Origin of the sequence: Paenibacillus sp. M2, from assembly GCF_046713495.1 — a bacterium.
Classification (GTDB): domain Bacteria; phylum Bacillota; class Bacilli; order Paenibacillales; family Paenibacillaceae; genus Paenibacillus; species Paenibacillus amylolyticus_B.
Genome location: NZ_CP169648.1, coordinates 2,003,569 through 2,016,159, shown reverse-complemented (window position 1 = coordinate 2,016,159; position 12,591 = coordinate 2,003,569). Strand labels below are relative to the sequence as shown.

General features: G+C 46.6%; 10 protein-coding genes. All 10 read right to left on the bottom strand.

Annotated features, from left to right (window positions below):
* Nucleotides 1–81: 81 nt before the first annotated feature.
* On the bottom strand, nucleotides 82–1,170 hold the full coding sequence (gene serC / locus ACETMN_RS09310) for a 3-phosphoserine/phosphohydroxythreonine transaminase (RefSeq protein ID WP_411736044.1): 1,089 nt from the start codon (nucleotides 1,168–1,170) through the stop codon (nucleotides 82–84).
* Between the two features lie 239 nt (nucleotides 1,171–1,409).
* The gene (glnA, locus tag ACETMN_RS09305; protein ID WP_091014681.1) at nucleotides 1,410–2,834 is read right to left on the bottom strand and encodes a type I glutamate--ammonia ligase; all 1,425 of its coding nucleotides are present in this window, start codon (nucleotides 2,832–2,834) and stop codon (nucleotides 1,410–1,412) included.
* A 413-nt stretch (nucleotides 2,835–3,247) separates the two neighbouring features.
* Nucleotides 3,248–4,312, bottom strand: coding sequence for a 3-deoxy-7-phosphoheptulonate synthase (aroF, locus tag ACETMN_RS09300; protein ID WP_036610039.1), 1,065 nt, complete (start codon nucleotides 4,310–4,312; stop codon nucleotides 3,248–3,250).
* A 290-nt stretch (nucleotides 4,313–4,602) separates the two neighbouring features.
* Nucleotides 4,603–5,556: a 4-hydroxy-3-methylbut-2-enyl diphosphate reductase gene (locus ACETMN_RS09295; RefSeq protein ID WP_411736408.1), complete on the bottom strand. Its 954-nt coding sequence runs from the start codon at nucleotides 5,554–5,556 to the stop codon at nucleotides 4,603–4,605.
* A gap of 67 nt (nucleotides 5,557–5,623) precedes the next feature.
* A complete protein-coding gene (locus ACETMN_RS09290; RefSeq protein WP_091014683.1) occupies nucleotides 5,624–7,084 on the bottom strand; it encodes a sensor histidine kinase in 1,461 nt (486 codons plus the stop codon).
* 1 nt (nucleotide 7,085) lies between these two features.
* Nucleotides 7,086–7,775: a response regulator transcription factor gene (locus ACETMN_RS09285; RefSeq protein ID WP_091014684.1), complete on the bottom strand. Its 690-nt coding sequence runs from the start codon at nucleotides 7,773–7,775 to the stop codon at nucleotides 7,086–7,088.
* A gap of 175 nt (nucleotides 7,776–7,950) precedes the next feature.
* Nucleotides 7,951–9,615 (bottom strand): S1C family serine protease, encoded by a 1,665-nt coding sequence (locus ACETMN_RS09280; RefSeq protein WP_091014685.1) that lies wholly within the window; start codon nucleotides 9,613–9,615, stop codon nucleotides 7,951–7,953.
* A gap of 148 nt (nucleotides 9,616–9,763) precedes the next feature.
* Entirely contained in the window at nucleotides 9,764–10,426 is a 663-nt protein-coding gene (locus ACETMN_RS09275) for a response regulator (protein ID WP_091014686.1), read from the bottom strand.
* Between the two features lie 18 nt (nucleotides 10,427–10,444).
* A complete protein-coding gene (locus ACETMN_RS09270; protein ID WP_091014695.1) occupies nucleotides 10,445–11,470 on the bottom strand; it encodes a HAMP domain-containing sensor histidine kinase in 1,026 nt (341 codons plus the stop codon).
* Between the two features lie 3 nt (nucleotides 11,471–11,473).
* Nucleotides 11,474–12,502 carry a cell wall-active antibiotics response protein LiaF gene (gene liaF, locus ACETMN_RS09265; RefSeq protein ID WP_192134689.1) on the bottom strand — a complete coding sequence of 343 codons (1,029 nt, stop codon included), beginning with the start codon at nucleotides 12,500–12,502 and terminating at the stop codon, nucleotides 11,474–11,476.
* Between the last annotated feature and the right edge of the window lie 89 nt (nucleotides 12,503–12,591).

Here is a 12,591-nt window from a genome sequence, read left to right as displayed (position 1 = left end):
GCCCTCCACACGTCAATGTGGAAGGCTCTGGTAAGGCACAGGATTAGACACGAAGGTCCATTACACCGTACCTATACTTAATTATCCATTTATCTTCTGGAAGTGGCTCATAAAGTCTGTCAGTGCCTTAACACTCTCATAAGGAGCAGCATTATAAATGGAGGCACGGAGACCACCCACACTGCGATGTCCTTTCAGACCTACAAATCCTTCTTCCTCTGATGCCTTGATGAACTTTTTCTCCAGTTCCTCAGAAGCAAGACGGAAGGTTACATTCATCAGGGAACGATCTTCTGTTTCCACACAACCACGGTAGAAATCGCCGGAAGTGTCAATTGTGTTATAGAGCAATTCCGCTTTTTTCGTATTTTTTTGCTCAATACCAGCCAGTCCGCCCTGTTCTTCAATCCATTTCAATACTTCATTCACCATATATACCGAGAAGGATGGCGGCGTATTGTACAGGGAGTTGTTATCTACATGTGTGCTGTAACGAAGCATGGTTGGAATCGTTTTAGGCGAATCGCTCACCAGTTCCTCACGAGCAATTACAACCGTAATTCCGGATGGACCCAGGTTCTTCTGTGCACCCGCGTAGATCATGCCGAACTGATTAAGATCAAATGGTTTACAGAAAATATCACTCGACATGTCCGCAATCAGAGGTACTGAACCGGTATCCGGGAACGACTTGAATTGCGTACCTTCAATTGTTTCGTTGGAAGTCAGATGTACATAAGCCGTACGTTCTGGCAAACTCAGATTCGAAACGTCCGGCAATTTCATAAACTTCTCTGCTTCTGAAGATGCAGCAACATGTGTCTCGCCGATCAACTTCGCCTCAGACAGAGCCTTTTTGGCCCAGCTGCCAGTCATCACGTAACTTGCAGTCTGCCCTGCACCGAGCAGGTTCATTGGCAACATCGCAAACTGAGTGCTTGCACCGCCCTGCAGAAAGAGAACCTTGTATCCTTTTGGATTGCCTAGAAGCGACAACAAGCGCTCCTGAGCTTCATTATGTACAGACTCGTACACCGCTCCACGGTGAGACATCTCCATAATCGACATGCCTGTATTACGAAAATCTACAAATTCCGCCTGTGCACGCTCCAGTACCTCAAGTGGCAACGCCGCAGGTCCTGCATTAAAATTATACGCTCTTTTTGTCACAAAGTCCCCCGCCCTTTCCATCCGTAACTCTGACATATTAGGTGAATATTATCGCTATGATATCAGTATTCTCTATCTGCTTCAAGGGCAATATGCACTGAAGTGTTGAATTCAGGTCATCAAATTCCTTTATCACCCTGCAAAGTTAAAGCACTACATTGTTTAATTCAAGGAAAAGCCTCCGAGAGCGTGTCCCGGAGGCTTTAAGTTGGAACAAAAACTGTTCCGACCCCGACCGATTAGCAGTCGAAGTAGAGGCTGTACTCGTGCGGATGAATGCGAATCGCTACTGCTTTCGCTTCATCACGTTTGAGGTTGATGTAGTTTTCAATGAATTCTTTTGTGAATACGCCGCCTTCAGTCAAGAACTCGTTATCAGCTGCCAATGCATCAAGTGCTTCTTCGAGGGAAGCTGGCACACTGCGGATGTTTTCTTTATCTGCATCAGACAGGTCATAGATGTTTTTATCGAGCGGACCATATCCAAGCTCAGTTGGGTTGATTTTGCGTTTGATTCCATCCAGACCAGCCATCAACATTGCGGAGAATGCCAAGTATGGGTTAGCTGTGGAGTCTGGTGTACGGAACTCGATACGACAACCTTTTGGTGTCACAGCTGCAACCGGAATACGAACTGCTGCGGAACGGTTACCTTTGGAGTAAACCAGGTTAACTGGTGCTTCGTAACCAGGTACAAGACGTTTGAATGAGTTTGTACTAGGGTTAGTCAAAGCAATCAGTGCCGGAGCATGGTACAAGATACCTCCGATGTAGTGCAATGCCATTTCACTCAGGTTAGCATATCCCGCTTTGTCATAGAACAATGGGGAATCGCCATCAAAGATAGATTGGTGAACGTGCATTCCGCTACCATTATCACCGAACAATGGTTTTGGCATGAATGTTGCTACTTTACCATATTGACGTGCAGTGTTGTGCACGATGTATTTGTATGCAAGCAGGTTATCTGCTGTTTTCTTCAGTGTATCAAAACGGAAGTTGATTTCAGCTTGACCCGCTGTCGCCACTTCATGGTGATGACGCTCAATCGACAGGCCTGCTTCTTCCAAAAGGCGACACATTTCGCTACGAATATCTTGTTGTGTATCCACTGGCGCTACTGGAACATATCCACCTTTAGTGCGAACTTTGAAACCCAGGTTTCCGCCTTCTTCTTTGCGGTTAGTGTTCCATGAAGCTTCTTCGGAATCTACATAGTAGGAAGAGCTGTTCGTGCCGCTCTCATAACGTACATCGTCGAAGATGAAGAACTCGGATTCAGGTGCGAAGAATGCCGCTGTACCTACACCGCTCTCTTGCAAATAAGCTTCTGCTTTAACAGCGATGCTGCGTGGGTCACGCTCATAACGCTCGCCATCCGGAGTGAAGATATCACACATAACATTTAATGTAGGGTGTGCAGTGAACGGATCGACATAAGTCGCTTCAGGGTCTGGCATCATAACCATATCGGACTCTTCAATTCCGCGGAAACCTTGGATAGAAGAACCGTCAAAAGCTACTCCATTTGCGAACGTGTCTGCATCAACAGCCGAAGCTGGCAAGGAAATGTGATGTGCACGACCAGCTAAATCTACAAAACGAAAATCTACCCACTCGATGTTGTTCTCTTGAATTGATTTCAATACGTTTTCAACCGACATGTATTCGTCCTCCCAAATATTCCGAACATTAAACAACCCCACTAAGAAAATGTCTAAATTCGAATTTTTTTCTGTCGTCATTATAAATTTTAAAACCTGACATCGTCAATACTTATGTAAGGTATTTTTTGCGAGTATGTTAGCTATACTCACATTTTATAAATAACAAAAATTCATATAACAACTAGTTTCATATACATTTAACTGGTTTAATGCGGTAAAGCGACCCCTTTTTTATCCTAAATCATGGAAAAAACTTCACATCATAAATGTTTCTTATCACTATTGATTAATAAATACGTTCAAAACTGCAAAATATGCAAAAAACCGAGCATCTATCTGTTTCCGTCGCAATGAACGAGACCAGATGAGATGCCCGGATGATAATCCAGACCTTGACTATGAAATTCTTATTACACGCCTACACGTGCCGGGAAAAATTCTGCCGGTTGTTTGGCTGTGCTGAATGATTTACCCACGATTGGTGCCAATTTCTCCAGATCCTGCAACAGGTTGGCGAATTGGTCAGGGAACAAGGATTGCACACCGTCTCCTGTCATGGAGTTATCCGGATCGGTATGCATTTCAATGATCAGGCCATTGGCACCCGCAGCAACGGAAGCTTTTGTCATCGGTTCCACCAGTTCACGTCGTCCAGTACCATGGCTCGGGTCAGAAATAACCGGCAAATGGCTGAGAGACTGCAGAACAGGGATCGCGGACAGATCCAGCGTATTCCGTGTGTAGGATTCAAACGTACGAATACCACGTTCACACAGCATGACATTTGGGTTACCACCTGCAAGAATGTATTCAGCCGCATTCAACAATTCATCGTATGTCGCACTGAAGCCACGTTTCAACAATACAGGTTTGCCACACTCGCCCAATTTGCGGAGCAGGTCAAAGTTCTGCATGTTACGTGTACCTACTTGCAGAATATCTGCGTACTCGGCGCAAATATCCACATACTCAGGTGTCATGACTTCTGTAATGGTCAGCAGATCATGTTTCTTGCCTGCTTCCGCCATCATGATCAATCCCTCTACGCCCGTTCCCTGGAAGCTGTAAGGACCTGTACGCGGCTTGAATGCCCCTCCACGTAACACTTGCCCACCAGCAGCTTTCACAAGCCCCGCAATCTCATCAATCTGCGCAGCGGATTCAACTGCACATGGTCCACCCATGACGACAAGTTCTTTTCCGCCGATATCTACACCTTTGATGGAGATCACCGTATCTTCCGGATGGAAGTCACGGCTTGCCAATTTGTAGGATTTCGAGATTTTCACGACATTCTCGACACCTTTCATTTGGCGAAGATGCTCTTGCATTTTAGGTTCAACTTTGCCAATCAAACCAATGATCGTACGATCCTCTCCGCGAGAGATATGCACCTGAAGCCCTTCTTTTTCAATAACTGCAACGATATCCTGAATCTGTTCCTCCGGTGTAGCTTTGCCTGCAATAACGATCATATTAATTCCCATCCTTCCTTGTATGTGAGCACCATAATTTCTTAACGTGCGTCTGATTAAATGCAAAAACTCTGTCGCGCTTAAACGCTTGTTCGCTTTTAAGCTTTTATCCGTTAAAGTGAATATACCATAGTTATCTGATTGCGTCAAGGTACACATTCCTTATCCATATATAAAAAGAATCCTGCTCCACAGGCTCCGACATTCGGATCTGCATAACAGGATTCTTCTCATTCACATCTCGTTTTTAATTCACATACACTTAGACTTACTTTTACATTTCCTTTGCCCTAAGGTGTACGTGTTTTTTCTCTAACTGGAGGCAACAGTTTGCTCATGTTCACGGTACGTTTGATCTCCCACGTCTCCGGCTTGTCATGTTCATACTGCTCCAGGTAAAGGATGACTTCCTTCGTGATCGGTGTTGGTGTTGATGCACCCGAAGTAACCGCCACCTTATTTACACCTTTGAGCCATTCTTGCTGAATCTCGGAAACATCAGATACACGGTAGGCCGTAACACCCGCAATCTCCTCCGACACTTGTGCCAGGCGGTTAGAGTTATTGCTGCGAGGATCACCCACCACGATAACCAGGTCCGCTTGACCTGCCTGTTCCGCGACAGCTTCCTGACGAACCTGAGTAGCAAGGCAAATCTCATTATGAATCTCTGCGCCCGGAAACTTCTCCAGCAGACGGCTCATAATGTGTTTGATATCCCACTGGCTCATCGTGGTCTGATTCGTAATAAGGATTTTGCCTGGAGGTACGTTCAGTGCTTCGATCTCTTCTTCCTTCTCGATCAGGTGAACGAGATCTGGTGCAACACCTACGGCACCTTCTGGTTCAGGGTGATTCTTTTTGCCGATATAGATGATCTGATAACCCTCTGCCGTCTTCTCCCGAATGAGATCATGGGTCTTGGTGACATCAGGGCATGTTGCATCCACTGTTGTCAATCCTTTGTCCCGTGCCAACTTGCGCACTTCAGGAGATACACCATGAGCTGTAAAAATAATCGTGCCACTCTCCACTTGGCTCAAAATATCCATCCGGTTCGGACCATCCAATGTAATAATACCTTCATCTTCAAAGGAATCCGTCACATGTTGGTTATGCACAATCATACCCAATATATAAATAGGTCGTGGTAAATCCAGATTGCGTGCCGCTTGACGCGCGAGCACCATCGCATCCACAACGCCGTAACAATATCCCCGCGGCGAAATTCGTAGTACTTCCACTTGGTTGCCACCCGCTTTCTTTCTCGGCAACGTTGCCGATGTAATTGCAGTCCTGTCTATTATACCTTTATTCGATAGGCGGAGCAAAGACAACCGGCAACCAGATAATAAAGGTGGTTCCTTCTCCACGTCTGGTCACAACCTCAACCGATCCATGGTGTTCCTCAATAATCCACTTCGCAATCGAAAGTCCCAGACCTATGCCCGGTGTAGCCCCGCGGGATTCGTCTGCCCGATAGAAGCGATCAAAGATGAACGGCACTTCGTCCCGATCCATCCCAATACCGGTGTCGCTGATGCGTAGTCCCACCTGACCTTTGTATAATACGGCATCCAGCGTCACAGAGCCTTCAGGTGTGTATTTAAACGCATTTTCGATGAAAATAAACAGCATCTGTTGCAGATAATCCTTGCTACCATTCACATAAATGCCGTTCAGGATGGAAAAATCTCCTGGAAGCCAGTCTGCCTGACGATCCAGAAATTGTGCTCTGCGTGCCACTTCCTGTACGAGTATCTGCAGCGGGATCGGATTCAGTTCAATTTTCTGCCCCGTATCCGCTCTCGCCAGCGATAACATGTCGCTGATCAGCCTGCTCATACGTTTTCCCTCGTCCGCCATATCTTCAATGGCTTCCAATGACATTTGCTTGACGGTCTCCTCATCCAGATTCGGTCGGTCGGTACCCTCTTGATCCCACAGCTTCTTCAGGAAGTCTACGTTTCCGCGAATGGTGGTCAGCGGTGTACGCAGTTCATGCGATGCATCGGATACAAAGCGGCGCTGGGCAGCATTTGTCTCCTCCAAACCGCGGAATGACAATTCTGTACGCTCAAGCATATTATTAACCGTTTCGATCAGACGCCCGATCTCATCCTTGGGCCCCGCATATTGAATACGTACACTTAAGTCATCTCCCGATTGGATCTGATTCGCAGCATCAATGACATTCACGAGCGGACGCATCGACTTGCGGGCCAGCACAAGGCCTGAGGTTATAGCCAATGCCATCGCTACCAGCCAGCCAAAAACCAAAATATTAAGCAACGCTTCCAGCAAGCGCTCTTGTGAACTTACATTCGCACCAACCTGAAGAATTCCACGTACTTCATTGGTTCCCTGAAGAGAAAGGGGGAGCTGATTCACCAGAAACGGCGTTCCATCCACATAGATCTTGGATATGCCTCGCTTTTTAAGTATCTCATTGGCTTTTAATACCGGAAACTGAATCTGCAGTTTCTCCATATTACCCGAAATTCTGCCTGAGCGACTCTGATAATCCCAGAGTTGAATATAGATTTGTGCCTCCTGAAGCTGACTCTCTGTAAATGGGTCCAGATCCAACGACTGTGAAAGAGGATTAACACCGATCTGCTCCGTAATCCGGGTACTCTTCACTTTCAGTTGCTGTTCGACTTCCTGATAGGAGTTAAAATACACAAAGGCATAGATTACAACGCCCCAAAAGATAAGAACAGCCGCCAAAATGCCAGAATACCATGCGGTTAGTCTTAACCGGATGGACATATCAAGAGTCACCTCTCAGGATATAGCCGGCTCCCCGGATGGTCTGGATTAGACGCTTGCCACCGTATTCTTCGGTCTTCTGTCTGAGCATGGCAATGTACACTTCGAGCACGTTAGACTCACCGCTGTAATCATAACCCCAGATTTTATCCATAATCAGATCACGAGATAGGACCCGTCTTGGATTTTGCATGAACAGATTCAACAGTTCGAATTCTTTGGCAGTCAGCTCCAGACGCTGCCCATCTCGCAATACTTCACGTGAGTCATTGTCCAAAATGATATCTTCATACATTAAGCGGTTGTCCGGCGTGCCCCCACTATCAGACTTGCGGCGGAGCAATGCGCGGACACGTGCCAATAATTCTTCCAGCGCAAAAGGTTTTACAAGGTAGTCATCGGCTCCTGTATCCAGTCCGGTCACCCGGCTCTGTACTTCATCCTTAGCCGTCAGCATTAGCACAGGCACTTTGCTGCCTGCTTCTCTCAATCTGCGACATACCTCAAATCCGTCAATCTGTGGCATCATCACATCCAGCACAACGATGTCCGGCTCCTTGTCCATCAGTTTGCTGAGGCCTTCGGCTCCATTGGAAGCCGTCTGTACCTCATATCCTTCAAAAGCCAGCCCCCGGCGGAGCATGGACACAATTTTTTCGTCATCATCGACAATCAAAATAGTTGAGCGCATGGTGGTCTTTCTCCTTTATCCTAACGTTTTATCCCATTGTAACAGGCAGAAGCACAATCTGCATCTTCAAGTAGGCGGTCTCCAATCCGTACTGGTCCATTGTAACCTTGCTCTTCAGGGCAAAAAAACGGAAGGGCCTTCAATCCCTTCCGTTCTGTTAATCCTTGCCCGATATTTATGGTTGCTGCTGTTGTGTATCTGTTGTTTGTGAAGTATCAAAATCATTTTTGTTGCCGATTTTGATTTTCAGATCCATTTTCTTACCATCACGCACCACATTCAGTGTAACTTCACTGCCGATTTCCTGTTTCTTGATAAAATCAATCAGATCCTGACTTGTGGCGTACGGCGTACCGTTGGCACCTGTGATGATGTCATATGCACGAAGATCTGCTTGGTAAGCCGGTGATTGGAAGATCGTGCTGGCTACTACTGAACCTTCGGTAACATCTGTTCCCATTTGTTTAGCAACTTCAGGCGTAAGAGCCATCAGAGACGCGCCGATAAATGGTACTGGCTCTTTGGGCACTTCTTTGTTCTCTTTGAGATATTTAACGGCTTCAGAGATGACGCTCGATGGGATTGCAAAACCAATTCCCTGTGCATCTGCGCTTACTGCAACGTTCATTCCGATAACTTCCCCATTCAGGTTAAGCAACGGACCACCGGAGTTACCCGGATTAATCGAAGCATCGGTTTGCAGCAAATGGCTGTACTCACGTGTTTTTCCTGTTTCTTCATCTGGAATGCTGATTGTACGTTCTTTGGCACTCAGTACACCTGCTGTAACGGTGTGTTCAAATCCTTCCGGGTTACCAATAGCTACAAGCCATTCACCGACTTGGGTACTGTTGGAATCACCCAGTGGAGCTACAGGGAACGCATCGTCACCACTGTTTTTCTCAATTTTCAATACAGCCAAATCCAGATCAAAGCTGCTTCCCAGCAGTTTAGCTTCATAAGGCTTGCTGTTGTTCTCCAGGGTTACCTGGATTACGTCTGCACCCTGAACAACGTGTTGATTCGTCAGGATATATCCTTCTTTGTCAAAAATGAACCCGGAACCAATGCCCATAGGTACAAGCTGATTACTACTTTGTGGTTGCTGGCTTTGGCCTTGATTGCCTTCCGTTCCACCGCCATTACCAAAGAAGTATTGGTACAACGGATCACTTGTGTTTGATCCACCCTGACCCAATCCTGTACGTGAGGACTGCTTCGCGAGTGTTTCGATTTTGACGACTGCTGGACTTGTACTCGTCACTACGGAAGAAACATCTTCTTTGCCTGTTGGCAGTAACGACGCTGTGACATTGTTGCCTCCGCCTGTGTTTGTGGATGCTTCCTGTCCTGAACTTTGATTGTCCGTGTTCGTAAGTGCCGTCTCCGGTGTGAACATGTTTGTTCTGTCAGCTGTGTACATGAGAACGGTGATGACCAGCATACCGGCAATAAAGGAAAATAGAAGTGATCTTACGGAAGAACGCGGTTTGCGGTTATTATAGTTCCAGTTGCCTTTGCCGCCATTCCCTTGATCTCCACCGTTACCTGAGCCGTTTCCACCGCCTGCTGATGATCTCTTCGCTTGTTCAGATGATTCACTATTATAGTAAGTAGGTACGGGTCTCACCGGATCAGGTTTTGTAATCTCTACATTTCCTTCTTCACGTTGATTATTGCTTCCCATGTGATTTGCTGTATCTTCCTGATTCACGGACTGAAAAGGTCCATAAGAATAATAATAGGAGGATTCGTCCGTTCCGGAAGAATTGCGGTTCTCCGTTTGTTTGGTTTCGTTTTCCTCGTCTTGACGGTTCGATCTATAGTTGCGTTCGTCCATGCCTCTCTACCTCCCAATCTCTTATTCCCAAGAGATATTCTTTAACTGTCCTTATTTTGTACTTTAAACCTTAACCGTACCTTAAAAACAATTAAAAAGGAGATAAAAGCACGTAAGAATAGACTCTGTTCCCCGTCACGACAGCATTTTACCCTTTCGTTTTCACCCAACCCTGACGATGCGCATAGATGGCCAATTGTGTACGATCGTCCATTTCACATTTCATCAGCAGGTTACTTACATGTGTTTTGACGGTTTTGATACTGATATGTAATTCTTCTCCGATATCTTTGTTGGTCTTTCCCTCTGCAATAAGCAGCAGCACTTCCTTCTCCCGTTCAGTCAGACCGGATTCACTCTCTCTTGCTGTACGTTGTCTGATTCCCCGGGTTAACGCCTGCGACACATCACCTGTCATAACAGGCATGCCTCTATAGGCCCCTTGCAGAGCATAGATCAGTTCTTCAGCAGAGACTGTCTTCAGTACATAACTTACCGCACCCGCTTCAATCGCTTGCACAACCAGATCATCCTCCAGGAAACTGGTGAGCATTACAATTTTCATCCCTGGAAATTCAGTCATGATGGCTTTTGTTGCTTCAGCGCCATTCATTATCGGCATCATCAGATCCATCAGGATCAGGTCCGGCATTTCACTATCATTTAACTTACGTAACTGATCAAGCGCATCCTGCCCGTGGCCCGCTTCTCCCATCACATGAAAAGTTGGTTCCAGCATCAGATATGTTTTCAACCCCATGCGCACCATATCATGGTCATCCACAATCATCACGTTTACTTTACCACTCATTCAGTCTCCCCCTCTGGTTCACTCAGGAACGTTCGGGAATTTCGGGATCAATACCCGCACCGTCGTTCCCGCTCCCGGTTTCGATATAATCTGAACTTGCCCCCCAAGCTTCTCCGCCCGTTCACGCATGGTAGATAACCCGTATGAACCCGGACGCTCCGCTTGCTGCAAAAATCCCTGACCATCATCGCTGATGCTCATGCTAATCTGATGTTCACTTTCCCGTATGGACAGACTGACCACCCCTGCCTCTGCATGCTTCACGACATTGGCAACTGCCTCCTGAATAACAAGAAACAGCTGGTGCTCAATGGCATCCGAGATTCCGCCATCCAGTTCCAGCTCTTTCACACCTTTAAGACCATTCTGCCTGCAATAATCAGGAAACCAGCTATCCAGTGCTGCGGTGAGGTCACGCCCTTCCAGCTCCACCGGTCGAAGCTGAGCAATCAGTCCTCGCATCTGACGCTGTGCAATATGTGACATCTGGATTAACTGGTCCAGTACTTTACCACCATGTTCCGGATTCATCTCCAGCAGACGAGGTAAAGACGAAGCCGACATATGCATGGCAAACAGCTGCTGGCTAACCGTGTCATGGAGGTCCCTTGCCATTCGTTTGCGCTCTTCAAGCACAGCCTGCTCCGAGGCTTGCTCCTTCTCAATGACTTCCTGCTCACCGAGACGCTGAAGCAGTCTCATCTTTTTCTCAATCGAATCCATCATGACATTGAACTCCTGGTAGACACGACCAAACGAAGCGTCATCCGCTTCAGGCATGCGCACCGCCAGATTACCCTTGGACACTTTCAACATGTTGAGATCAAGCAGGTCGATCTTGCGCTGAAGTCGTAATGCAGCGATATATCCGGTGATAACGGTGGCCAGCACAACAACGGCCACATAGGTCCATGCCCGCTGACGACCAGCCCCCATCAACACCTCTCCATACAATAGATAGAATCCGCCCAGCGTAATCAGACCAGTTAGCGCAAAATACATCATCAGTTCCCATTTATTAGCTTTGAGAATTGTTCGAATCATGCGTTAACCCACCTTATTCACTTTGACGTCTCCGATAAACACACTTACAATAATCCGTACCTTTTTGCTTGCTTCATGGTAATGGGCAGTTTCAGCCTGGGCACTACTCAGGAATCCGCCACGTTTCTGGTTCAACAGTGACATATCTCCAATGAAGGAATTTGTCGTCACCGTCACACCCAGATCCATATCTTCTGGAACAAATACTTTCACATCCCCAATAAATGAAGAAATAACAATCTTTGTCTCACCGTATGGAATCTGTGCTTTGGTCAAATCAATTACGGTATCTCCGATAAAAGCCGAGATGTTCATTGGTTTTAACGAGAAAACTTCCTGCCCCATGTACAGATCCCCGATGAACGCCGATTTGTTAATGGTATTGCCATTGCCATAATCCCCATAACCATTTCCGTAGCCATCATCATAATGTTCTCCATATCCGGTATCATTAGAGTTATACGATTGATGTTTCTTCTTATATTGATGCTCTTGTGATGATGAATCCGTTGATCCTGTGAAATGAGGGCCATGTGCATCATTCTTCTGTTCCTGTTTTGGTTTGCCAAATGTTTTCTCGAACTGTTCGTCAAACGATGACGGCATCTCCAGATCCTCCGGAGCCAACGGTTTATAAGGTTGCTCAGGTGCTGGAGGTGGCTGCATCTTGTCATGATGTTTCCGATCACGACGTCGTGGCCCAATCAGTACAAACAATCCTCCGCCAATCAGCATAACCGGGATCAGATAACGAATGAACTCCCCCATGGAGTAATCAATCCATCCCAGGTTACGGGCAAGAAAGTAACCACCAATCGCCAGTACAATTACGGGTCCAATAAAGGCGTAACCCCCGTTGCGACGAATCTCGGAGATTCCTTTGACCCCCCACCAGATTAGAAATAACGGCCAATATGTTCTGAAAATATATCCTACATCAATGTCATATCCCAATTGTCTGAACAAGATCATCGCACCAATAGCAATAAGAGGTATGCCAACCCACCAGCGGTCACGCGTCGATCGTTTCATCACCCATGTCTCCTTTGTCTGTATTATGTATCCAGTGTAACTCAGACAAGACAATGAGAACAGCGGCGGCAGGTGGAATTCATCTCGGT

Coding starts and splice junctions, on each gene's coding strand:
- glnA (WP_091014681.1), bottom strand. CDS start 2,834: ATGTCGGTTGAAAACGTATTGAAATCAATTCAAGAGAACAACATCGAG.
- aroF (WP_036610039.1), bottom strand. CDS start 4,312: ATGATCGTTATTGCAGGCAAAGCTACACCGGAGGAACAGATTCAGGAT.
- ACETMN_RS09290 (WP_091014683.1), bottom strand. CDS start 7,084: ATGTCCATCCGGTTAAGACTAACCGCATGGTATTCTGGCATTTTGGCG.
- ACETMN_RS09285 (WP_091014684.1), bottom strand. CDS start 7,775: ATGCGCTCAACTATTTTGATTGTCGATGATGACGAAAAAATTGTGTCC.
- ACETMN_RS09280 (WP_091014685.1), bottom strand. CDS start 9,615: ATGGACGAACGCAACTATAGATCGAACCGTCAAGACGAGGAAAACGAA.
- ACETMN_RS09275 (WP_091014686.1), bottom strand. CDS start 10,426: ATGAGTGGTAAAGTAAACGTGATGATTGTGGATGACCATGATATGGTG.
- ACETMN_RS09270 (WP_091014695.1), bottom strand. CDS start 11,470: ATGATTCGAACAATTCTCAAAGCTAATAAATGGGAACTGATGATGTAT.
- liaF (WP_192134689.1), bottom strand. CDS start 12,502: ATGAAACGATCGACGCGTGACCGCTGGTGGGTTGGCATACCTCTTATT.